This is a genomic window from Pseudomonas urmiensis (genome assembly GCF_014268815.2).
Taxonomy (GTDB): domain Bacteria; phylum Pseudomonadota; class Gammaproteobacteria; order Pseudomonadales; family Pseudomonadaceae; genus Aquipseudomonas; species Aquipseudomonas urmiensis.
In genome coordinates this window covers 3882882-3906331 of record NZ_JABWRE020000001.1, presented here as the reverse complement: position 1 = coordinate 3906331, position 23450 = coordinate 3882882, and the positions used below count along the sequence as shown (strand labels likewise).

21 protein-coding genes are annotated in these 23450 nt (G+C 62.2%); 13 read left to right on the top strand and 8 right to left on the bottom strand.

The window, feature by feature from the left end:
- Both HU737_RS17535 and HU737_RS17530 read right to left on the bottom strand, forming a co-directional pair.
- Positions 1-2031, bottom strand: coding sequence for a sensor histidine kinase (locus tag HU737_RS17535; RefSeq protein WP_186553882.1), 2031 nt, complete (start codon positions 2029-2031; stop codon positions 1-3).
- 38 nt (positions 2032-2069) lie between these two features.
- Complete coding sequence (locus tag HU737_RS17530) at positions 2070-2987, bottom strand: putative 2-dehydropantoate 2-reductase (RefSeq protein WP_186553883.1); 918 nt, start codon at positions 2985-2987, stop codon at positions 2070-2072.
- 101 nt (positions 2988-3088) lie between these two features.
- On the opposite strand from HU737_RS17530, the gene HU737_RS17525 reads away from it, so the two are divergent.
- From HU737_RS17525 to HU737_RS17515, 3 genes are all read left to right on the top strand, one after another.
- Positions 3089-3574: a YajQ family cyclic di-GMP-binding protein gene (locus HU737_RS17525; protein WP_186553884.1), complete on the top strand. Its 486-nt coding sequence runs from the start codon at positions 3089-3091 to the stop codon at positions 3572-3574.
- A gap of 113 nt (positions 3575-3687) precedes the next feature.
- Positions 3688-4530, top strand: coding sequence for a mechanosensitive ion channel family protein (locus HU737_RS17520; RefSeq protein WP_186553885.1), 843 nt, complete (start codon positions 3688-3690; stop codon positions 4528-4530).
- A 194-nt stretch (positions 4531-4724) separates the two neighbouring features.
- Positions 4725-5966 carry an MFS transporter gene (locus HU737_RS17515; protein WP_186553886.1) on the top strand — a complete coding sequence of 414 codons (1242 nt, stop codon included), beginning with the start codon at positions 4725-4727 and terminating at the stop codon, positions 5964-5966.
- A 105-nt stretch (positions 5967-6071) separates the two neighbouring features.
- Here the strand turns inward: HU737_RS17515 and HU737_RS17510 are convergent, their stop codons facing one another.
- The gene (locus HU737_RS17510; RefSeq protein ID WP_186553887.1) at positions 6072-7619 is read right to left on the bottom strand and encodes an AmpG family muropeptide MFS transporter; all 1548 of its coding nucleotides are present in this window, start codon (positions 7617-7619) and stop codon (positions 6072-6074) included.
- A 43-nt stretch (positions 7620-7662) separates the two neighbouring features.
- Positions 7663-8016, bottom strand: a complete 354-nt coding sequence (locus tag HU737_RS17505) for an MGMT family protein (RefSeq protein ID WP_186553888.1) — start codon at positions 8014-8016, stop codon at positions 7663-7665.
- 153 nt (positions 8017-8169) lie between these two features.
- On the opposite strand from HU737_RS17505, the gene HU737_RS17500 reads away from it, so the two are divergent.
- The 10 genes from HU737_RS17500 to HU737_RS17455 all read left to right on the top strand — a co-directional run bounded on the left by HU737_RS17500 (position 8170) and on the right by HU737_RS17455 (position 16740).
- Positions 8170-9177 carry a DUF481 domain-containing protein gene (locus tag HU737_RS17500; RefSeq protein WP_186553889.1) on the top strand — a complete coding sequence of 336 codons (1008 nt, stop codon included), beginning with the start codon at positions 8170-8172 and terminating at the stop codon, positions 9175-9177.
- A gap of 134 nt (positions 9178-9311) precedes the next feature.
- Positions 9312-10043 carry a HugZ family pyridoxamine 5'-phosphate oxidase gene (locus HU737_RS17495; protein WP_186553890.1) on the top strand — a complete coding sequence of 244 codons (732 nt, stop codon included), beginning with the start codon at positions 9312-9314 and terminating at the stop codon, positions 10041-10043.
- A gap of 65 nt (positions 10044-10108) precedes the next feature.
- Positions 10109-10570: an FxsA family protein gene (locus tag HU737_RS17490; RefSeq protein ID WP_186553891.1), complete on the top strand. Its 462-nt coding sequence runs from the start codon at positions 10109-10111 to the stop codon at positions 10568-10570.
- A gap of 259 nt (positions 10571-10829) precedes the next feature.
- Positions 10830-11123: a co-chaperone GroES gene (locus HU737_RS17485; protein ID WP_003260750.1), complete on the top strand. Its 294-nt coding sequence runs from the start codon at positions 10830-10832 to the stop codon at positions 11121-11123.
- A 48-nt stretch (positions 11124-11171) separates the two neighbouring features.
- The gene (groL, locus tag HU737_RS17480) at positions 11172-12821 is read left to right on the top strand and encodes a chaperonin GroEL (RefSeq protein ID WP_186553892.1); all 1650 of its coding nucleotides are present in this window, start codon (positions 11172-11174) and stop codon (positions 12819-12821) included.
- A gap of 190 nt (positions 12822-13011) precedes the next feature.
- Positions 13012-13695, top strand: coding sequence for a two-component system response regulator ColR (colR, locus tag HU737_RS17475; protein ID WP_186553893.1), 684 nt, complete (start codon positions 13012-13014; stop codon positions 13693-13695).
- Complete coding sequence (locus tag HU737_RS17470; protein ID WP_186553894.1) at positions 13685-15013, top strand: sensor histidine kinase; 1329 nt, start codon at positions 13685-13687, stop codon at positions 15011-15013. Before colR ends, HU737_RS17470 begins: the two co-directional genes overlap by 11 nt.
- A 114-nt stretch (positions 15014-15127) precedes the next feature.
- A complete protein-coding gene (locus HU737_RS17465; protein ID WP_186553895.1) occupies positions 15128-15808 on the top strand; it encodes a class I SAM-dependent methyltransferase in 681 nt (226 codons plus the stop codon).
- A 6-nt stretch (positions 15809-15814) separates the two neighbouring features.
- A complete protein-coding gene (locus tag HU737_RS17460) occupies positions 15815-16516 on the top strand; it encodes a lipopolysaccharide kinase InaA family protein (RefSeq protein WP_186553896.1) in 702 nt (233 codons plus the stop codon).
- Positions 16513-16740: a hypothetical protein gene (locus HU737_RS17455; protein ID WP_186553897.1), complete on the top strand. Its 228-nt coding sequence runs from the start codon at positions 16513-16515 to the stop codon at positions 16738-16740. Before HU737_RS17460 ends, HU737_RS17455 begins: the two co-directional genes overlap by 4 nt.
- Positions 16741-16840: 100 nt before the next feature.
- Here the strand turns inward: HU737_RS17455 and HU737_RS17450 are convergent, their stop codons facing one another.
- The 4 genes from HU737_RS17450 to HU737_RS17435 all read right to left on the bottom strand — a co-directional run bounded on the left by HU737_RS17450 (position 16841) and on the right by HU737_RS17435 (position 23443).
- Complete coding sequence (locus HU737_RS17450; RefSeq protein WP_186553898.1) at positions 16841-19894, bottom strand: multidrug efflux RND transporter permease subunit; 3054 nt, start codon at positions 19892-19894, stop codon at positions 16841-16843.
- Between the two features lie 10 nt (positions 19895-19904).
- Positions 19905-21059 (bottom strand): efflux RND transporter periplasmic adaptor subunit, encoded by a 1155-nt coding sequence (locus HU737_RS17445; RefSeq protein ID WP_186553899.1) that lies wholly within the window; start codon positions 21057-21059, stop codon positions 19905-19907.
- Between the two features lie 219 nt (positions 21060-21278).
- Positions 21279-22376 (bottom strand): DUF1513 domain-containing protein, encoded by a 1098-nt coding sequence (locus HU737_RS17440; protein WP_186553900.1) that lies wholly within the window; start codon positions 22374-22376, stop codon positions 21279-21281.
- Between the two features lie 2 nt (positions 22377-22378).
- Positions 22379-23443: an imelysin family protein gene (locus HU737_RS17435; protein ID WP_186553901.1), complete on the bottom strand. Its 1065-nt coding sequence runs from the start codon at positions 23441-23443 to the stop codon at positions 22379-22381.
- Positions 23444-23450 lie beyond the last annotated feature (7 nt).

Here is a 23450-nt window from a genome sequence, read left to right as displayed (position 1 = left end):
TCATGCCTCCGTGTTGCCCGTCGCCGTCGGCGCGGGCTGGCCAAGGGGCAGGCGCAGGGTAAAGCACGTTCCCTGGCCGGGGGTGGAGTGCACCTCCATCTGCCCCTTGTGGTTGTTGGTGATGATGAAATACGAGACCGAAAGGCCCAGCCCGGTGCCCTGGCCGATCTCCTTGGTGGTGAAGAATGGCTCGAAGGTGCGTTTGCGCACCGCTTCAGGCATGCCGATGCCGTTGTCCTCGACCTGGATCTCCGCCCACGGCGGATTGAGCCGAGTACGCAGGGTGATGCGCCCCGGCTCGCAGGGCTGCGGGCGCAGGTGGATGGCCTGGGCGGCGTTTTTCAGCAAGTTCAGTAGTACCTGCTCCAGCTCGTTGGCGGTGCACGGCACCGGCCCCAGTTTGGCATCGAACTGGCGGACGATGGCCTGGCCCTTGAAGTCGAAACCGATGGCCAGGTCGAAGTCGTTGCCAGCAATCTCCACCGCCTGATCGATCAACGCCGGCAGGTCGCACGGGGCCAACTGGCGATTGCTGCGCCGGCTGAAACTGAGCATGTGGGTGACGATCTTCGCCGCCCGTGCCCCCGCTTGCTGGATGCCGTCGAGCAGTTGCGGCACTTCGCGGCTCTCCAGGTAGCGGTTGACCACTGGCAGGTCGATGCCCAGCTCTTCGGCCTGCTCCTGGTTGCGTGGCAGCTCTGGCGACAGCCGCCGACGAATGTTCTGCACGTTGTGCAGGATCGCGCCGAGCGGGTTGTTGATCTCGTGGGCCATGCCAGCCGCCAGGCCGCCCACCGAGAGCATCTTCTCCGACTGCACCATCATCTCTTCCAGCGACAGCCGCTGGGTGATGTCATCGATGCGGATCACCACGCCACGCCCACCGCCGCCCATCAACGGGTAGAAGGTCAGGGCATAGTGGCGCGGCTCGTCATCCTTGGGCCAGGTGACCCGTTCGATCTTCGCTACCCGGTGCTTTTCGACACTCTCTTTGAGTTGCGGCAAAAACGGCTTGAGCGGCTCGAAGGCAATGAAAATCGGCTGATTCAACGCCTCATCCAGCGGCGTGCCGGAGAGCACCGTGGCTTCGTGGTTCCACTGGGTGACGTAGAGCTGTTCGTCTAGCGCGATAAGCGCCGAGGGCATCGAGTCGATGATGCTGTTGAGGTAGTTCTGAAAGCCGGTGAGTTTCTTCTCGATCTTGCTGCGTACCTGCACCTCAAGCTCCAGCTTGCGGTTGGTGTGCCGGGTTTCCTCGGCCAGGCCCTGGGCTTGGTCGTAGGCGCTCTGGAACTCGTCACGGGTGCGCTTGAGTTGCTGCTCACGGGCCTCGATGCGCGAGAGCATGGTGTTGAAGGCGTTGGCCAGGCTGCCGATTTCATCGTCGTTGCCGCGCTCGGCACGCAGGGCATAGCTTTCTTCACGGGTTACCTGGCGGCTGAGTTCTTCGAGCTGGTTGATCGGCTGGGTGATCAGGCGCTTGATCTGCCGGGCGATCACCAGCCACAGCAGAATGCTGAAGATCAGGATCGCGATACTTGCGCTCAGGGTGCCGGTGTAGAAGGCGGTCGGCAGTTCGCTGCTGGCGACCAGCAGCAGGTGCGCAGGTGGGTTGGCGGCGCGCGGCAGGCGGATCAACTGGCTGCTGCGAAATTCCATCAGCCGCCAGCCATCGACATTGCGGTAGCGCTTGGGCAAGGCCAGTGGCTCGCCATGCTGCAACTGCGCCAGCATGCGTCCGTCGCTGCCATAGATAGCGGCGGCGCGCAGCGGCGAGTAGCTGTCGAGCTCCTTGAGCAGCTCGCTTGCGGCCTCTGGCGAATCGCCGGCGCGGGCTGACAGTTGCGGGTTGGATACCAGCCGGCCGATGGTCTGCAAGGCTTGTGGCGCCATGCTTTCCTGGGTAATCCAGTACGCGGCGCTGATGAACGTCAGGTTGGCCACCAGCAGGATGGTTACCAGCAGCACCAGCAGGGCGGCCAGCAGTTTCTGCCCGACCGGGAGGTTGTCCAGCCGTTGGCGCAGGTTCATGGGCAAGGCAGTGTCCGTATCCAGTTGAAGGGGCGCTGTCAGTCGCTAGGCAGGCCGCGGGCTTGCAGGTTTTCGACCAGGCGCTGACGCAGGTGTTCCAGCTGCGCTAGGTGCAGGCCATGGCGGGCAGCGCTGCGACAGGCGTGGCCAAGCAAGTAGTGCACCTCGGTACGGCGTGCGTTGCGTACGTCCTGATACATGGAAGAATAGTTGGCCGCAGTGGCCAGGATTACCCGTTCGACCTCTTCGCCCAGTTCTTCAGCGGCCTTGGGTTGGCCACAGCGGCGCAGCAACTCAGCCAACTCCTCGCACAGCGCGCTGACTTCGCCCAGGTGTCCCAGCAGGCCACCATTCTGGCAGTCGTGCAGTACGGTCAGAGGGTTGATCGCGCAGTTCAGCGCCAGCTTGCGCCACAGCCGGGTGAGGATATCCACGCTCCACTCGGCAGGGATACCGGCGTCGTGCAGATCGTCGAACCACTCGGGCGCCGCGGGGTTGAGTGGATCACCCAGCCAATTGAAGCCGTGGCCGGCAAAACGCACCCGCCAGTCTTCTTCGCGAAACGCGCCTTCAGTGCTGGAGGCAAAGATGCAGCGCGCGTGGGGCACCTGCTCGGCGACCTCATCCTGGCTACCCAGGCCGTTCTGCAGCAGGATCAGTTCGGCACCTTCGGCCAGCCGCGGCGCCAGGCGGGCGACGGCAGGCGCGGCGTCATAGGCTTTACAGGCCACCAATAAACGGTGGATCGGGCCACCGCAGTCATCGGTTTCGGCGGGGATGGCGAAGTGCGCGGAGTGATCCTGTTCGACCAGGGTCAGGCCACCTGCGGCCTGATACGATGCCAGCCGCTGCTGATCGCGCAGGATCAGCCGTACCGCCTTGCCAGCGCGAGCCAAGCGGCAGGCCCAAAGGCTGCCCAGGCTACCGGCGCCGAGAATATGCCAGGTGCTGCTCATCTGCGTTTCGCAACCCGTTATAATGTGTCCCGCATTTTAACCATCAAACCCTGCGTGCTCCATCTTCATGCCGAGCGCGTCTTTATTTTTGGAGAACAACCATGCCTTCGTTCGACGTGGTATCGGAACTGGACAAGCACGAAGTGCAGAACGCTGTCGACAACGCCATCAAGGAGTTGGATCGTCGCTACGACCTGAAAGGTAAGGGTAGCTTCGAATTCAAGGACAAGGAGCAGACTGTTCTTATGACCGCCGAGGCCGAGTTCCAGCTCGAGGCCATGATCGAAATCCTGCGCGGCGCCCTGGTCAAGCGCAAGATCGACGTCAAGTGCCTGGAAACCAAGGATGCCTACGCTTCGGGCAAGGAAATGAAGCAAGAAGCCAAGTTCCGCGAAGGCATCGATAAAGAGCTGGCGAAGAAGATCGTCGCCCATATCAAGGATGCCAAGCTCAAGGTCCAGGCCGCCATCCAGGGTGAGCAGGTCCGAGTTACTGGCAAGAAACGCGATGATCTGCAAGAGGCCATTGCTGCACTGCGCGCCAAGGAATTCGACATGCCGCTGCAGTTCAACAACTTCCGCGACTGATCGCGCAGCGGCCCGGAACAACGCTGGCTCAATGATGTCCATCGGGTCCGCGGCCGCTGAAATCCTGCGGCCTGCTTTACTGTGTACGTGCCGTTCGGCATCAGGAGATAAATATGGATTTGAACGCTGAGGTCGATCAGCTGGTCCGCCAATCGCAGACCTGGCTTCCCTTGATCATGGAATACGGCAGCCGTCTGCTGCTGGCGTTGCTGACCCTGGCCATCGGCTGGTGGATTACCAACAAACTCAGTGCCCGCCTGGGCAAACTGGTAGGCCTGCGCAACGCCGACCTGGCCTTGCAGGGCTTTATCAGCACCCTGGCCAACATCGTCCTGAAAGTGCTGCTGCTGGTCAGCGTGGCGTCGATGATCGGTATCGAGACCACCTCGTTCGTGGCCGCCATCGGTGCGGCAGGCCTGGCGATCGGTTTGGCCTTGCAGGGCAGCCTGGCGAACTTCGCCGGTGGCGTGCTGATCCTGCTGTTCCGCCCGTTCCGCATTGGCGACTGGATCGAGGCGCAAGGCGTCAGCGGTACGGTCGACAGCATCCAGATTTTCCACACCGTGCTGCGTACCGGTGACAACAAGACCGTGATCATGCCCAACGGCAGCCTGTCCAACGGCATCATCACCAACACCAACCGCCAGCCGACACGCAAGGTCGTGTTCGATGTCGGTGTCGATTACGACGCAGACCTGCAAAAAGCCCGTAACGTGCTGCTGGAGCTCGCCCAGGACCCACGCGTGTTGCAGGATCCGGCGCCGCAGGCAGTGATTTCCACCTTGGGCGACAGCTCGATCACGGTATCCCTGCGTATCTGGACCAAGACCGCCGACTACTGGGACGTGATGTTCATGCTCAACGAGCATGCACGTGACCGTCTGCGCGCCGAAGGGATCGACATTCCGTTCCCGCAGCGAGTGATTCGCGTGGTGCAGGAAGCGGCCACCGAGTAACCCTTAAAGATCGTGGGAGCGGGCTTGCCCCGCGAATACGCGTCATCGCACGATATCGTTGCAATGACTGGCGCATTCGCGGGGCAAGCCCGCTCTCACGTTTTCATTTCTGCGCCCTTACACTTGTTCACAGCCAGGCCCCGCCTTTTCTGGCATATAACCTGACCTTTCTTCGTACCCCGTTGATCCCTGCCATGAAACCACTGCTGTATATCACCCCCAGGCGAGCCTTGCTGTTCGGCCTGACCCTGGCCCTGTTCGAGCTGCTCACCTACCTTGCCAGCGACGCCGTCATGCCCGCTATGCCGGTGGTGGTCGATGAGCTCAACGCCAGCCCCGAGTTCATCCCCCACGCCTTGAACCTGTACCTGCTGGGCGGGGTGGTCCTGCAATGGCTGATCGGTCCGCTCGCTGACCGCTACGGCCGGCGCCCGCTGCTGCTCAGTGGTTGCCTGATCTTCGGCGCAGCTTGCCTGGCGACCTATTGGGTGCACGACATCGGCGTGTTCAACCTGCTGCGCCTGCTGCAGGGCATCGGCCTGGGTTTCGTGGTCACGGTCAGCTACCCGGCGTTGAACGAGGCGTTCAGTGAGGCCGATGCGGTGCGCATGATGGCCCTGCTGGCCAACATCGCCTTGCTCTCGCCGCTGCTGGGGCCGTTGGTTGGCACCTTGATGCTGCAATGGCTGGACTGGCGCTGGCTGTTCCTGGCCTTTGCGGTGGGCGCCGTGCTGACCTGGCTGCTGCTGTACAAGTTGATGCCGGAAACCCTTGGGGTCGAGCGCCGCGATGGCTCGCGCCTGGCGTTCACACCAATCCACCTGCTGCCGCTGTTGGCAGGCTACGGCCAGTTGCTGGGCAACCGCCGCTTCGTTGCGGGCAGTGCGGCATTGGGCTTGGTGGGTCTGCCGCTGATTGGCTGGATTGGCTTGTCGCCGGTGCTGCTGATTCACGATGAGGGGCTGAGCACCATGGCATACGCCTTGTGGCAGTTGCCGGTGTTCGCTGGGCTGATCATGGGCAACCTGATCATCAACCGCATTGCCGATCGCTATCCGCTGCCGAGCCTGGTACGCGGAGCGCTGCTGCCGTACCTGGCGGGCTTGGCGCTGATGGTCCTGGCTACGTGGCTGTGGCCGTCGGTGACCAGCGTGGTGGCGGGGATGTCGCTGTATGCGCTGGGATTGGGCGTGGCCAACGCGGTGCTGTACCGCATGACCTTGTTCTCCAGCGAGCAGAGCAAAGGCTTGGTGTCAGCCATGCTCGGCATGATCACCATTGCCCTGCTGGGGCTGGGTGGCGCGGTGCTGGCAATGATCGGGGCGGGCGCGAGCCTGTTGCATTTTGCCTTGGCGGCGGGTGTGGCGGGGGCGTTGGCGCTTTGGCCATTGTGGTTTGTGGTGGGTGGCCAGGCAGGGGAAGGGGCAGTGGCTTAGTGATCCGAGCAGTGGGCCTATCGCGGGGCAAGCCCGCTCCCACGCAACATGACAGCAGGCTGTGGGCTGCGTGGGAGCGGGCTTGCCCCGCGATAGCTCTACCTGTCAGGGTTGTTCAGGCGCAGAACCTTGCACTGGCGCTTGCTTGCCCCGCCCAATCTCCTGACGCCACTGCAGGGCGATCAGGATCAAGGTCGGCACCCCCAGCAGCGCAGTGATCAGGAAGAAGTCGTGATAGCCGAACTTCTCCACCATCACCCCAGAGTAACCACCAATCAAGCGCGGCAACAGCAGCATGATCGAGCTGAGCAGGGCGTACTGAGTTGCCGAGAACTTCAAATTGGTCAGGCTGGACAGGTAGGCGACGAACGCTGAAGTGGCCATGCCGGAGCTGAAGTTATCCAGCGAAATAGTCACCACCAGCATTTCCAGGTTCGGCCCCATATCGGCCAGCATCAGGAACAGGATGTTGGTCGCCGCCGATGCCACGCCACCGATGAACAGGATCGGCATGATGCCGAAACGCACGATCAGCAGCCCGCCAGCACCGGCGCCGAGCAGGGTCATGATCAGGCCGAAGATCTTGCTGACGCTGGCGATCTGGTCCTTGGTGAAGCCCATGTCGATGTAGAACACGTTGGCCATCACGCCCATCACCGTATCGGACATGCGATAGGTGGCAATCAGACCCAACAGCAGCAACGCCTGCCAGCGATAACGCGCGATGAAGTCGTTGACCGGCGTCAGCACCGGCGCCAGGCCGCGGCGGCCCAGGGAAGACAGGCAAGCCCAGGTCAGCAATACATACAACAGCAGACGCAGGAAGGCGCGGTCTTCGAGAAACAGGTCGAGTACGGTCGAGTCGCCGAACACCACGCTGGCCCAGTCGGTATTGAACAGCTGGGTGAAGCTGGCTGGGACCGATACCAGCAGGATGATCAGCACGAACACCGAAGCCAGCTGGTGGCCCAGGCCATAACGTGCGGCAGACAGTTGAGTGCGCAGCGGAACCGGTGGCTCACGCATCACCAGGGTAGTGAATACCGCAGGCAGCATGATCACGCCAAACAGCACGTAGGTGCCGGTCCAGGCCTGATGCAGGTAACTGAAGCCGGTGGAGCCAAACCACTCGGCGAAGAACAGCGCACCCGCCGTGGCCAACAGCGCGGCGACCCGGTAACCGGCCATGTAGCTGGCGGCGAGGGCGGCTTGGCGCTGGTCGTCGGCGATTTCCAGGCGATAGGCATCGACGGCGATGTCCTGGGTCGCTGAAGCGAAGGCCACCAGCACCGCCAAGGCAATCAGCCACGACAGATGCTTTTGCGGGTCGCACAAGCCCATGCCGACCAGGCCGATCACCACCAGCACCTGCGACAGCAGCAGCCACGAGCGACGCCGCCCAAGGCCGCCGAGCAGTGGCAGGCGCCATTGGTCGAGCAGTGGCGACCAGACCCATTTGAAGGCGTAGGCAAGGCCGATCAGGCTGGCATAGCCGATGGTTTCGCGCGCCACACCGGCTTCGCGCAACCACACCGAAAGCGTTGAGAACACCAGCATGTACGGCAGGCCGGCGGCAAAGCCAAGCAGCAAGAGCACCAGGGTTGACGGGCTGGCATAGGCAGCGAGCGCAGCGCGCCAGGTTTTACGGGGCATGGGCCAACATCTGCCTCAAGTTTACGAAAACAAAGCGCGCACTCTAACCGCTGTGCTCCATTGGGCGCCAGCCATGGCGCGTCATATCCACACGATTATTGGTTACATTGACCCCTTCCGCGCGCAGCCGGGCACGCTGTTCGTCGCCTGACGGGGTACCCAGTGCCAAGCTCAGGCGCCCTCCGGCGCCGAGCACCCGGTGCCAGGGCAAACGGGTGTCCCCAGGCAGTTGCCCAAGGGTACGCCCGACCCAGCGCGCTGCTCGCCCAAGCCCTGCTAGCTCGGCCAGCTGGCCATAGCTGACGACCTTGCCCGAAGGAATCTGTCCCAGCACGGAATACAGTGCCATTCGTCGGGCATCAGCATCTTCCGCCGAAAGGCGCGAAACCCCTGTCATCAGGCGAGCGCCGGGTGTGGCAGGCCGAACGGCGTGCCAACTTGGTAAATGAGAGTTGAACTCATCGGCATGGGCTGGGTCTGTCCTTGCTCTAGTCGTGTGTATCTGGATAATGCCCGGCTTTTTTCGTCAAACCGAGCCCGTAGTCAGCTTATGTATTCTAGAACCTTGCTTTGCCTTATCGCCGCATCCCTGTGTACTCCTGTATTGGCCGACACCGTCTGGATGAAGAACGGTGACAAGCTCAGTGGCAAGATCAAGGTCTTCGACGGCGGCAAGCTGCTGCTCGAGACGCCGTATGGCGGCTCCATCGCCCTGGACTGGAAACAGGTGCAGACGCTGGAGAGCGATCAGGAGATGCTGGTCAAGCAGGACGCCTACACGGGCGAGAAAGCCAAGTCGCTCAAGGCCGCCGAGCCAGGCAAGGTCACCCTGGCCAACGGCGATGCGCCCAAGACCGTCGATCTGGCCAGCATCGAGCAGATCATGAAGCCGCGACCTTTGGTCGAAGACTTCCTGTGGAAGGGCAATGTTGACCTGGCCATGGACTACAAGCGCGCCGAGAACGACACCGACGACTACGACGTCAGCTTCAAGACTACCGCCCGCCACGGCCGCTGGCGGCACAATGCCGAAGGCGAGTACAACCGCGAAACCAAGGACGACGTCACCACCACCAACAACTGGAGCGCCGAGTACGCGCTGGACCGTTTCCTCACCGAGAAATGGTTCTGGCAGGGCCGTCTGGAATACAAGCGTGACCACATCGAAGACCTGGCTCGCCAGCGCACCGTGGGTACCGGCCCGGGTTACCAGTTCTGGGATGACGAACTGGGCGCGTTCTCGCTCGGCTCGCTGATCAACCGCACTGACTACCAGTACCGCGATGGCGGCAAGGACAACTTCTATTCGGCGGCAGTCAAGTGGGACTACACCCGCTACCTGATCGGCAAGAACGTCCAGCTGTTCACCAATGGCGAGCTGGGCAAGCCACTGGGTGGGGTCGCCGACTACTCGCTGGATGCCGAGATCGGCCTGCGCTACAAGGTTACCGAGTGGGCCTCGCTGAACCTCAAGGCCGAGAAGGACATGATCCAGGGCACCCGCGACAGCGATCTGGACAAGACCCGCTATACCGCAGGCTTTGGCGTTACCTGGTAAAAGCAGTTGCTAGCGGTAAGCTACAAGCGCCAAGCAAGAGCGGACGTACGGACCTCTAACCGGCGTCGCTGGCTTGCTTTTTCTTGCCGCTTGTAGCTATAGCTTGCAGCTGATTTTCTTCAGGAGCCTCTTTCGTGAGTACCAACGCCCTTCGCCCCGCCCGGGAACTGCTGCTCAAGGAATACCGCGGCGTGCTCTCGACCCATTCCAAGTCCATGCCCGGCTACCCGTTCGGCTCCGTCGTGCCGTACTGCCTGGACGCCGAAGGCCATCCGCTGATCCTCATCAGCCGCATCGCCCAACACACCCACAACCTGCACAAAGACCCCAAGTGCTCGCTGCTGGTCGGTGAGCGCGACGCCGAAGATGTGCAGGCCGTCGGCCGCCTGACGGTCATGGCCGAGGCGCACAAGCTCACCGATGAAGCGGCCATCGAAGCGGCCGCCGAGCGTTACTACCGCTACTTCCCGGAAGCCGCTAACTACCACAAGGCCCATGACTTCGATTTCTGGGTGCTGCAGCCGGTGCGCCACCGCTACATCGGCGGCTTCGGTGCGATCCACTGGCTCGACCAGGTCACCCTGGCCAACACCTTCGCCGGCAAGGCCGAGGCGAGCATGATCGAGCACATGAACAGCGACCATGCCAACGCCATCGCCCACTACGTCGAACTGAGCGACTTGCCACGCACGCCAGCGGCGCACATGGTCGGTATCGACAGCGAGGGGATGCACCTGCGCATCGGCCAGGCGGTTTACTGGCTGCCATTTCCAAGCACCTGCAATACGCCGACACAAGTTCGCGAAGCCCTGGTTTTGCTGGCGCGCGCCGACAACTGGCCATCTGCGACACACGTCGAGGGTTGAAAAAGCGAGCACACGCATCCATTTGAGGTCTTACTGGAAGGTTGTCTTCCGTCGAGGAACCCTTGATGCGTGTTTTCCTACTGCTGTTTCTGATTTTTCCGGTGCTGGAGCTGTTCGTCTTCGTCAAAGTCAGCGCCGCCATCGGTTTCTTCCCGGCGCTGCTGCTGATCATCGCCGGTTCCGCCCTGGGTGTGCTGGTGATGCGTGTGGCCGGCTTGGCCACCGCCCTGCGTGCCCGTGAGAGCCTGCAGCGCGGCGAGCTGCCCGCCGAGGACATGTTCCAGGGCATGATGCTGGCGGTCGGTGGTGGCCTGTTGCTCATCCCAGGTTTCATCAGCGACGTGCTCGGCCTGATCTGCCTGCTGCCGTTCACCCGTCACCTGGCGGCGCGCAAGCTGCGTCAGCGGGCCGAGGCCCAGGCCATGCGCCAGCGAGCGTTCCAGGACGATCCGTTCAATGCCCGTCCGCCAGAAGGCGCCCACCGTCCTAACGTCATCGAAGGCGAGTACGAGCGGCGCGACAAGTAATTGTTGCAAGCCTTTACCCAACGGCCCCGAGAGGGGCCGTTGTGCGTTTTGCGATAAGCCTATGAAATATTTTCCAGGGCAAGCCTTGTAATTGTTTCCAGCGACCTCATGTATGTGGTCACCGCAAGGTTTCTGGTGGAAACGCCAGACAAGACTCAGGGGTTTGCCTGATGCAGGCCCCTCCCGGCAACGCCGGAATGCCTCAACCCGCCGGTGTCGATACCGGCCGATGAAAACCACAATTTGGGAGAGATCGACAATGAAGCTTCGTCCTCTGCATGACCGCGTAGTCATCCGTCGCAGCGAAGAAGAATCGAAAACCGCTGGCGGTATCGTCCTGCCGGGTTCGGCCGCTGAAAAACCAAACCGCGGTGAAGTTGTTGCCGTCGGCACCGGTCGCATCCTGGACAACGGCGAAGTTCGCGCGCTGGCCGTGAAAGTGGGTGACAAAGTGGTTTTCGGCCCTTACTCGGGCAGCAACACCGTGAAAGTCGATGGCGAAGACCTGCTGGTAATGGCTGAGAACGAGATTCTCGCCGTTATCGAAGGCTGATTTCCCCGATTTCCCGTTACTCCAAAGAATTCCAAGGATTAAACGATCATGGCTGCTAAAGACGTAAAATTCGGCGATTCCGCCCGTAAGAAAATGCTCGTTGGTGTCAACGTTTTGGCTGACGCTGTTAAAGCGACCCTCGGCCCGAAAGGCCGTAACGTTGTTCTGGCCAAGAGCTTCGGCGCGCCAACCATCACCAAAGACGGTGTTTCGGTTGCCAAGGAAATCGAACTGAAAGACGCCTTTGAAAACATGGGCGCCCAGCTGGTCAAGGAAGTTGCTTCCAAGGCCAACGATGCTGCCGGTGACGGCACCACCACCGCTACCGTTCTGGCTCAGGCCATCGTCAACGAAGGCCTCAAGGCCGTCGCTGCCGGCATGAACCCGATGGATCTGAAGCGCGGTATCGACAAGGCCACCGCCGCTGTCGTCGCCGAGCTGAAAAACCTGTCCAAGCCATGCGCCGACTCCAAGGCCATCGCTCAGGTAGGCACCATCTCCGCCAACTCCGACACCTCCATCGGTGAAATCATCGCCGAAGCCATGGAAAAAGTCGGTAAAGAAGGCGTGATCACCGTTGAAGAAGGCTCGGGCCTGGAAAACGAACTGTCTGTCGTAGAAGGCATGCAGTTCGACCGCGGCTACCTGTCGCCTTACTTCGTCAACAAGCCAGACACCATGGTTGCCGAGCTCGAAGGCCCGCTGCTGCTGCTGGTCGACAAGAAGATCTCCAACATCCGTGAGCTGCTGCCAGTTCTGGAAGCCGTTGCCAAGGCCGGCCGTCCGCTGCTGATCGTTGCTGAAGACGTTGAAGGCGAAGCGCTGGCTACCCTGGTCGTCAACAACATGCGCGGCATCGTCAAGGTTGCTGCGGTCAAGGCGCCAGGCTTCGGCGATCGCCGCAAGGCCATGCTGCAAGACATCGCCGTCCTGACTGGCGGTACCGTCATCTCCGAAGAGATCGGTCTGTCCCTGGAGTCGGCTACCCTGGAGCACCTGGGTAACGCCAAGCGCGTCATCCTGTCCAAGGAAAACACCACCATCATCGACGGCGCTGGTGTCGACGCTGACATCGAAGCACGCGTCAAGCAGATCCGTGCCCAGATCGAAGAGACTTCGTCCGACTACGACCGTGAGAAGCTGCAAGAGCGTCTGGCCAAGCTGGCTGGCGGTGTTGCCGTGATCAAGGTCGGTGCTGGCACCGAAGTTGAAATGAAAGAGAAGAAAGCCCGCGTTGAAGACGCCCTGCACGCTACCCGTGCAGCCGTTGAAGAAGGCGTGGTGCCTGGCGGTGGTGTTGCCCTGGTACGTGCCCTGGCAGCCATTGTCGACCTCAAAGGCGACAACGAAGACCAGAACGTCGGTATCGCCCTGCTGCGCCGCGCTGTTGAATCGCCGCTGCGCCAGATCACTGCCAACGCCGGCGACGAGCCAAGCGTTGTCGCTGACAAGGTCAAGCAAGGTTCGGGTAACTTCGGTTACAACGCCGCTACCGGCGAATACGGCGACATGATCGAGATGGGCATCCTTGACCCAGCCAAGGTCACTCGCTCGGCGCTGCAAGCTGCAGCTTCGATCGGCGGTCTGATGATCACCACCGAGGCGATGATTGCCGATGCTCCTCAGGAAGCTGCTGCTGGCGGCATGCCTGACATGGGCGGCATGGGTGGTATGGGCGGCATGGGCGGCATGATGTAAGCCAGCCTTACCCCCTCGCTGTAACGAGAAGCCCCGCCTAGTGCGGGGCTTTTTGTTTTTTGTGGCGAGATGCAGGTTCGGTGAAAAAAGCGTCGGCATCGACGATATCCCCGCAAGGCTGGCGCCCGGCCATTGATGGCCGTAAGCTGCGCCTGCCGCGCACTGCGAAAGCGCCGCACAGGAGACCCCGATGCGCATTCTTTTGGTTGAAGACAACCGCGATATTCTTGCCAACCTGGCCGATTACCTCGGCATGAAGGGCTACACCGTCGATTGTGCCCAGGATGGTTTGTCTGGCCTGCACCTGGCCGCGACCGAGCACTACGACCTGATAGTGCTCGACATCATGCTGCCTGGCATCGATGGCTACACCCTGTGCAAGCGCCTGCGCGAGGATGCCCGTCGCGATACGCCGGTGATCATGCTCACCGCTCGCGATCAACTGGATGACCGCCTGCAGGGCTTTCGCTCCGGTGCCGACGACTACCTGCTCAAGCCGTTCGCGCTGTCGGAGCTGGCCGCGCGCATCGAAGCGGTGCTGCGCCGCAGCCAAGGGGGAGGGCGTCGCACGTTGCAGGTCGCCGACCTCAGCTATGACCTGGACACCCTCGAAGTCACCCGCCAGGGCCGCTTGCTCAAGCTCAATCCGGTGGGCCTCAAGCTGCTCGCGGTACTGATGCAGAAGAGCCCGCACGTGCTGCGCCGCGAAGTGCTGGAAGAAGCCCTGTGGGGCGATGACTGCCCCGACAGTGACAGCCTGCGCAGCCACGTCCACCAGCTGCGCCAAGTGATCGACAAACCTTTCGACAAACCTTTGCTGCATACCGTCCACGGCGTCGGCTATCGCCTCGCCGAGGGTCGCGATGGAGTTTAAGCAAAGCCTTGCCCAGCGCATCATCATCGCCTTTGCCTTGATGAGCGCCCTGGTGGCCGGGGCCTTCGCCTTCGGTATCGTCGCCACCGTGCACCTGGTCGAAGAACGGCTGATCTCTGCCGTGCTCGGCGGTGACCTGCAGCGCCTGCTGCGCATGGACAGCGTCAGTGACTGGAGCCACCGGCCACGCCCGGACCAGCTGTTCTACTTCAGTGGCGGGCGCGACGATTTCGAGTTGCCCAAGGACTTGCGCCACCTCAACGCCGGTTTCCATGAAGTGTTCCGCGATCAGTTGTCTTACCACGCTATGGTCGAGGTAGTGGACGGTCGGCACTACGTGCTGTTGCAGGACCAGAGTGATTTCGAAGAGCGCGAGCGGGTGTTGTTCGCAGTGGTGGTGGTTGGTTTCGTGCTCAGCCTGGTGCTGGCGGTGTTCCTCGGCTGGCTGCTGGCCCGGCGGGTGATGGCCCCGGTAATCCGCCTGGCGCGCCAGGTTCGCCATCGCGATCAGTTGCTCGGCCTGGCGCCGCCCTTGGCCCCGGACTATGCGGCGGACGAGGTTGGCCAGTTGGCGGTGGCCTTCGATGACACCCTGGGCCGGTTGCGCGATGCGTTGACCCGCGAGCGGCTGTTCACCAGTGACGTCAGCCATGAGTTGCGCACGCCACTGATGGTACTGGCCACTTCTTGCGAGCTGCTGATGGAAAACCCCGGCCTGGACAGCCGCGCGCGTAACCAGGTGGAGCGCATCGCCCGCGCCACCGAGGAGATGCGCGAGCTGGTGAAGACCTTCCTGATGCTCGCCCGCGCCCAGCGCGATGAGGGCGCGGTCGCCTCCAAGGCGACTTTGCGTGAGGTGGCCGACGATCTGATCGGCGTCTGGCGCGATACCGTCGAGCAAAAGGGCCTGACCCTGTACTACGACGGTCGGGTCAGCGCCAGCTCGGTGCTGTACAACGCTACCTTCCTGCAATCGGTGATGGGCAACCTGCTGCGCAACGCGGCGCACTACACCGACAGTGGCTACATCCGCCTGAGCCTGGAGGCTAACGGTTTCAGTGTCGAGGACAGTGGTGTGGGTATCCCGGAAGAGCAGCGCGAAGCGATGTTCCGCCCCTTCGTGCGTGGCGACGAGCGCCGCGGCGAGGGCCTGGGCCTGGGCCTGTCGCTGGTGCAGCGGATCTGTGACGACCAGGGCTGGCGGGTCACCCTGAGCGCGACTTTGCCACACGGGTGTCGCTTCCAGGTCGACCTCAGCCAGGGCGCGACAGCGCCGGAAGCGGGCACGCTGATCGGCCAAGAGCCCTCTACCAAGTAATTAGTAACTTCTTGCAAAACTTGTGGAAAAGTCCGACAGATTTTTCACATTGGCATGACCTGATTCCAACGTGCGCTTACCTAAGGTGAGCGCACTGGAGTCTGGAGATGCCCAATGCGTAGCCCCATCAAACTCGAATTTTCCGAGAAGTACGACCAGCAACACGCGCGTGACTACTTCCTCAAGCACCAAGATGGCTTGGCTCGTCGCCTGTCGCACCAGCGTGATGAGCAACTGGCACGGCGCGCCCTGGCGCTGGCGGGTGACCCTGGCCTGGTGCTCGACCTGCCCTGCGGCGCTGGCCGCTTCTGGCCGCTGCTGGCGGAAAAGACCAATCGGGTAATCATTGGCGCCGACAACTCCGAAGCGATGATCGAGACAGCCTGTGCCGCGCAACCGCCAGAAGTGGTGGCGCGGGTACGGCCCTTGCAGACTTCAGCCTTTGCCATCGATCTGCCGGACAACGCCGTGGACAGCATCTTCTGCATGCGCCTGTTCCACCACATCGGCGAAGCGGCCCATCGCCAGACCATTCTCTCGGAGTTTCATCGGGTTAGCCGCGACAGCGTAATCCTGTCGCTGTGGGTTGATGGCAATTTCAAAGCCTGGCGGCGCAAAAAGCTTGAGCAGCGTCGTAGCGCCAAAGCGGAGCAGGGCAGTTACCAAAACCGCTTCGTGTTACCCGCTGACACAGTCGAGCAAGAATTTTTGGCTGCCGGCTTTCGCATTCAGGAACGTCTGGACTTCCTGCCGTTCTACGCCATGTGGCGAGTTTACGTATTACGCAAGGGGTAGGCATTCATGGCAGTAGCCCAGAGTCGCGGTTCGCAGTTCGATTACTACTGGCAACAGCAGGGTGAGTGGGTCGAGGAACCCAATCAGCGGCGCGGCGGCGAAAGCGGCGTGCAGCGGCTGAACGACGCGAGCGGGCAGCTGCTGTATGCCAAGCGTCAGGTCGGGCATCTCTATCGCAGCCTGCTGCATCCGTTTGGCCGGCCAACGGTGCTGCGCGAGCAGGACGCCTTGCACAGCTTCGAACAACTGGGTGTGCGCGTGCCGCGCATCGTCTACTGCGGTGCTCAACGCGATGGCGATCACCAGTGGCGCGCGCTGTTGGTCAGCGAAGCGCTGGATGGCTTCGTCGATCTGGATACCTGGCATGCCGAAGGTGCGCGGGAGCGCTATCCGCAGGTGCTGCACGAACGCATGCTCAAGGATTTGGCCGACAATCTGGCGCGCATGCACCTGGGTCATTGGCAGCATGGCTGCCTTTACGGCAAGCATGTATTCATCAAGATCAGTGGCGAGGGCGAGCAAGCCCGCGCTGAAGTCGCGTTGCTCGATTTGGAGAAGTGCCGGCGGCGCATCAGTCGCCAGCGTGCAGCGCTGAACGACTTGGGTCAGCTACGCCGCCATTCGTCACTCAACGAGGCAGAGTGGCAAACACTGCTCTATTTTTACCAGATGGCGTTTGGCAGCGCTGTCAAAGGGTTAGAGCAATGAAACTAGAAATAGCTCGAGCTTTGTTTCTGGTGGGTGCATTGGTGGTGACGACGGCGGCTGCTGCTGCCTGGGACGAACCGGGCCCAACAGTATTCAGCAAAGCTGATCAGGCAGGGCAGTGCGCTCTGCCGCGTGTGGCAAAACAGCAAGCCGTGGCGCAGCCAGACAATGATCTGCTGTTGTTCCTGTTCGGCTTGCGTCAAGGGTTGCGGCCGTTCGGCTGACAATATCCGAGTCATTCATTCCCTGTAATAGCTGGCGAAGCCTGCGACGGGCTGCATAGCAGGCCCAATCCGCTAGCGAGGGCTTCGCCAGTTCCCACGACTACCTCTCGATCACCGTCTGCTGTTCCCCTGCAATCGTCTTGTGCGCCAGCAAGGTATAGATGCAGGGCAGCACGAACAGGGTAAACAGTGTCCCGATCGACATCCCGGTGGCGATCACCATGCCGATATCGAAGCGGCTCACCGCCCCGGCGCCTGTCGCCAGGATCAACGGCACCATGCCGAACACCATCGCGGCGGTGGTCATCAGCACCGGGCGCAAGCGAATCGCTGCCGCGTCTTCAATCGCCTCGCGCCTGCCCAGGCCCTTTTCTTCACGCAACTGATTGGCGAATTCGACGATCAGAATGCCGTGCTTGGTGATCAACCCGATGAGTGTCACCAAACCCACCTGGGTGTAGATGTTCATGCTCGACACCCCCAGAAACAACGGCAGCAACGCCCCGCAAATCGACAGCGGCACGGTCACCAGAATCACCAGCGGATCGCGGAAACTCTCGAACTGCGCCGCCAGTACCAGGAAAATGATCGCCAGCGCCAGGCCAAAGGTCACCCACAGCGCGCTGCCTTCCTGGACAAACTGCCGCGCGACTCCGGCATAGTCGAAAGAAAAGCCTTCCGGCGCCTCTTCACGGGCGATCTGCTGCACGGTTGCCAGTGCCTCTCCCATGCTGACCATCGGCACGCCCTGGATCATCGCCGAGTTCAGCTGCTGGAACTGGTTGAGCTGGCGCGGGCGGGCGCGGTCGCTGAGGGTGATCAGGGTCGACAGCGGCAGTAGTTGGCCCTGGTCGTTCTTCACGTAGTAGTTGTTCAGCCAGCCTGGGTTGTCGCGGTACGGCCGCTCGACCTGGGCGATGACCTTGTAGCTGCGCCCTTCCAGGGTAAAGCGGTTGATCTCGGCTTCGCCCAGCAAAGTCGCCAGGGTACCGCCGAGCACGTCCATCGACACGCCCATCTGCGCCGCTTTGGCCCGATCAATGTCGACCACCACTTCAGGCTTGTCGAACGCCAGGTCGATGTCGAGGAAGGCGAACTTGCCTGAGGCCTGGGCACGTTCCTTGACCCGCTGGGCGACGTCCAACAGGGCGGGGTAATCGCCAGCGCTGTTGATCACGAACTGGAACGGCAGACCCTCGCCGGTGCCCGGCAGCGAGGGCAGGTTGAAGCCAAAGATCTGCAGGCCGCCGATCTCTTCGAGCTTGGCTTGGACCAGCGGCAGCAACTCCATCTGGCTGCGTTCGCGCTCATTCCACGGCTTGAGCAAAAAGCCGCCGATGCCGCTCTGTACCCCATTGAAACCGTTGATCTGGAACGAGGAGTAATACTCGGGGAAGCTCTTGAAGATCGTGGTGAATTCGTCGGTGTAGGCGTTCAGGTAATCCAGGTTGGCCGGCTGCGGCGAGCTGCTCATCATGAAGATAACCCCCTGGTCTTCGTTGGGCGCCAGTTCACTCTGGGTGAATTTCAGCAGGACCGGGATCAAGCACAGGATGATCACGGCGAACACCAGCACCACTGGCCGGCTGTTGAGGGTGGCGTGCAGCAGACGCTGGTAGCGAACCTTGAGCCCTTCGAACAGCACATCCAGGCGATGGGCCAGGCCGCTGGGGTTCTGCTCGTGACGCAGCAACAGTGCGCACATCATCGGCGACAGGGTCAGGGCGACAACGCCGGAGATGATCACCGCACCCGCCAGGGTCAGGGCGAATTCCTTGAACAGGGCGCCGGTCAGGCCTTGCAGAAAGCCGATCGGCGCATACACGGCGGCCAGGGTGATGGTCATCGACACCACCGGCATGGCGATTTCGCGGGCGCCCTCCAGGGCTGCATCGAAGGGTGACTTGCCCTCTTCGATATGGCGGTGGATGTTTTCCACCACGACGATGGCATCGTCCACCACCAGGCCGATGGCCAGCACCATCGCCAGCAGCGTGAGCAAATTCAGCGAATAGCCCATCATCTGCATGAAAAACAACACGCCGATCATCGACAGCGGGATGGTGATGACCGGGATCAACACCGAACGCAGCGCGCCGAGGAACAGGAACACCACGACGATGACGATCAACACCGCCTCGCCGAGGGTCTTGATCACCTCATCGATCGAGGCCTGGATGAACAGCGTGGCGTCGTAGGCGATGGACACCTTCAGGCTTGCCGGCAACTGGCTCTCCAGCTCTGGCATGATCCGCCGCACTTCCTTGATCACCTCCAGCGGGTTGGCCGCAGGCGTCGCCTTGATGCCGATGTACACCGATGGCGTGCCGTCGAACGAGCTGACCGTGTCGTAGTTCTCCGCGCCCATTTCGACGCGCGCGACGTCGCCCAGCAGCACCCGGGTATCGCCCTCGGTCTTGAGCGGCAGGGCGGCGAAGGCTTCCGGCGATTTCAGTTCGGTGGTGGCGTTGATGCTGGTCACCACGTACTCGCCTTTGACCTCGCCGGCAGCGGAAAGGAAGTTGTAGCGGCGCACCGCTGCGGTGACATCGTTGGCCGAAAGGCCGAAGCCTGCCAGCTTGACCGGGTCGATCCAGATGCGCATGGCGAACACCTGGTTGCCGAGGATCTCGGCTTCAGCCATGCCTGGCAGAGTGGCCAGCTTGGGCTGGATCACCCGCGACAGATAATCGGTGATCTGCGGGTTGCTCATCTGCTCGCTGTAGAAGCTGATGTACATCAGCGCCGAAGCGTCGGCGGCTTCTTTGCTCAGCACCGGGTCTTCGGATTCTTGCGGCAGCTTGTTGCGCACTTCGTTGGCCTTGGCCAACAGCTCGGTGAACAGCCGGTCGCTGTTGGCGCCGATACGCGCGTAGATGGAGATGATCGAGAAGTTCTGGCGGCTCACCGAGGTCATGTAGTCGATGCCTTCGGCGCTGGCCAGGCTCTGCTGCAGCGGCTGGGTGATGTAGCCCTGGATGGTTTCGGCGTTGGCTCCGGGGTAGGCGGTGGTCACCGTGATCAGGGCGTTTTCCATCTGTGGGTATTGGCGGATCTGCAGCTTGCTCCAGGCCTGGAAACCCAGCAGCAGGATCAGCAGGCTGACCACGCTGGCCAACACCGGGCGGCGGATGAACGGGTCGGTGAACGCCATGCCAGCCTCCTCAGTCCGCGCGCTGCGCGTTGGGTGCGTTTTGCCGCTGCAGGGCGTGGTCGGGGGCAATCCGGATCGGCGCGCCCGAGGTCAGCTTCAATTGCCCGGCGCTGACCACCTGATCGCCCGCCTTGAGCCCTTCGCTGATCACCACCACGCCGTCGCGGCGTTCGCCGGTTTGTACCGTGCGCTGCTCGGCGATCAGCACGGGTTGGCCTTCTGCGTTGGTTTCGGGCTGGCCGCCCTTGTCCTTTTTGGCGCTGACGACGTACACCGAATTGCCATACAGCGTGTAGGTAATCGCGCTTTCCGGCACCACCACTTGCGGGCGTGGATCAGGCAGCAGGATCAGCAGATTGGCGAACATCCCCGGCAGCAGCTTGCGCTCGGGGTTGGCCAGGGTGGCGCGCACCAGCAGGTTGCGCGTGCTTTCCTCGACCTTGGGGTTGATCGCGCTGAGGCTGGCTGGGAAGGTCTGTTCGGGGTAGGCGCCCACCTGTACCAGTACCTGTTGGCCGAGGCTCAGCTGCGGCAGGGCTTGTTCGGGCACGTTGAAATCGACGTAGAGGCTGGACACATCTTGCAGGGTGGCGATCACCGTGCCGCTGGCGAGGAAGTCGCCGACATCCACCTGGCGAATGCCGATGGTGCCGCTGAACGGCGCCTTGATGCTCTTTTTCGCCAGCGATGCCTTGAGCTGGTCGACCACGGCCTGGTTGCGCCGATATTGCGCAGTCAAACGGTCGAACTCACCGCGGGAGATGGCTTGGTCGCCGACCAGTTGGCTGCCGCGGCCGAAGTCCACCTTGGCCAGCCCCAGGTCAGCCTGGGCGGTGCCCAGCAGTGCGGTTTCGGCGTCGCTGTCCAGTTGCAGCAGCAATTGTCCGGCCTTGACCTGTTGGCCGGAGTCGAAGTGCAGCGACTTGACCGTGCCGGCCACTTCCAGGCTCAGGTCGACGCCCTGCAAGGCCTTGAGACTGCCGACAGCGGGCAGTCGCTGTTGCCACGGGCGCTGCTCGGCGGTCGCGGCGGCCACGCTGATCGGTGGCTTGGGCGCGGTGAATACCTGGATCTGGTTGTAGATCGAGAAGGCCTTGATGCCCCCCAGGATCAATACAATCAGCAGCACGACGGCCAACATGATCAGCATGCGGCGGCGCAGCATAAGTCCGGTTCCTTGGATGCGTGGTTGTTATAGGTATGGCACGACCACGGGCGATCCTGCCCACGTGCGGATGGGAAGAGTATTGCCTGTTTTCAGGAAAACGTGGAGAGCAGGGGCCGACTGGCCTCATCGCGGGGCAAGCCCGCTCCCACGCCAATGGCGACTGGTTGGAGTCCGTCTGCGTGGGAGCGGGCTTGCCCCGCGATGAGGCCAGTGCGGTCAAGCCAGATGCAGGTGGTTATCCCAGAACCCCGAAGGCAGTTCCATCGGCTGGCCGATCAAGTCTTGCTTGCGACAGTCATAGAAGCGGCAGCGCCCCTGCCCGGAGGTGACGACAAAACCATCTTTTACCGCCCCCACCCCAGCGCAATCGGGCATCGGTGCATCAAGCCTGACCTGGGCACTGTCCAGATCCCAGATAAACAAGCGGTTGGCACGCGGCGCAGTCAGCGCCACCAGGCGTAAATCATTGTGGATGGCCACGCTGGCGGTGTACTGGGCCATGGCCTGCAACTGCCGCTCGGGCACCGGGAATGCCCTGAACGGCTCGCCCGGGCGCTTGATCGCAAGCAGTTCGGCAGTTTCATCGGCATCGCCCATGAACTGCTGGCAGGCGACCACCGTGCCATCGTCGGCAATGGCCAGGTGACGCACGCTGTTCATCTGCTGGGTAAGGGTTTCCTTGCTCAGCAGGGTGCCGTCGCGCTGCATCAGGACCAGGCTCGGCTCCATCGCATTGAGGTTCATTTCTACCCGGCTTTCGGCCTCGGTGCGGATACCGCCATTGGCCACCACCAGGGTTTCGCCGTCGGGTAGCCAGGCCAGCTCATGTGGACCGATTCCGTGAGTGGGGATCTCGCCCGCATGCACCAGCCGTTCACCTTCGAAGCGGTAGACGCCAAGCACGCCACGTCCTGGGTCGGTGGTGTCGTTCTCGGTGGTATACAACCACTCGCCGCTGTTATGGATCACCGCGTGGCCATAGAAGTGGCGGTTGGGTTGCGAGCGGATGGTTTGCAGCAGGCGCCCGTCACGCAGGTCGACCAGGTAGCTTTCGGTACCTGGGCGGCGGGCGACGAACAGGGCGATCGGTAGCTCGGGGTGGTTGATGATGGCGTGGCAACGCTGGCCCACTTCGGTGGCGAACACGTGGCTGCCGTCCAGCCGGTAGCCCACTGCGTAGTGCTTGCCGTCGGCGTCGTCACGCGCCGACAGCAGCAGCGGTTCGCTGCCTTTGTTGCGCAACAGGCTCCAACCGCCCAGGGTCAGGGCGCTGAGCAGGAGGCTACCGAGTTTGAGGGCCTGGCGTCGCAGCATGATCAGTCACCGTCGTTGGCATTGAAGCCCAGCTGGATGTTCAACGCCTTGGCCAGCTCGCCTTCATGCAGGCGGTGCACCACGTTGAGGCTGTCGTAGATCTGGTTGAGCGTCTGTTTGCCGGCATCGTCGGCCAGCAGCTCGCCCAGGGTCTTGTGGTTGTCGGCCAGCAGTTTGACCGAGCTTGCGTAAGCGTCGTCGATCTTCTGCGCGAGGGCGCTCTGGTCTTTGCCAAGCAGGCCGCGCAGGCCTTGATTGTCGACCCCGACCCATACCGCTTGGGCGGCTTTGAGGCTGGCTTCCAGGCTTTTCAGCGAAGAGTGGCTACGCCAGGCTTCGGCTTGCAGCGGCTGGGCGATGCCCTTGCTCTGGCGGCCCATGGGTGCGCCGAGCTTCTTCTTCAGGGTATCCAGGGCGGTGACCTGGGCGCGCAGCAGATCGGCGATCGCTTCGTGCGAGTCAGCGTAGCGCTGGTTAGGGAACTTGGTCATCTGCGAGAGCATGCCGTCGGTGCTGTTCCAGCCCTTGAGGATCTCTTCGGCCAGGGCCTTCTGGTGATCGCCAATGGCCACCAGCAGCGGGCAGTACCGGGCCTTCTGCTCAGGCGTGGCGACGTCTGGCTTGCTGTCGAAGAGGATGTACTCGTAGGCCGACAGACCGCGTACCACTACGCTGGCCTTGCCCAGGCTCTGGGCGTCGATTGGCTTGTCGGCGTTGACCAACTGCTCGACCTGACGGCCGACCAGGTTTTTCTTGTCGGGCCAGAACTGCACCTGCCAGGGGCGATTGCCCTCGGCCAGTGGGCCGACCAGCAGCGGTTGCAGCTCGGCCCAGGCTTTCTGCGCGTTGAGGAAGTCGGCGCGGGCGGCGTCCAGCGAGGTTTTGCCTTCGCAGTAGGCCAGGGCACTGGCGGCCAACTGGCGGTCGGCTTCGACCCAGCGGCTGTAGGTCGGCAGGATCACCTGCTTGGCGATGGCGGCGGAGGTCACCGCTTGTGGGTCTTGCGGCGAGCAAGCACCCAGGGCGAGTGCGGCGAGGCTGGTGAACAACAGTTTGGGTCGGAACATGCCCGGC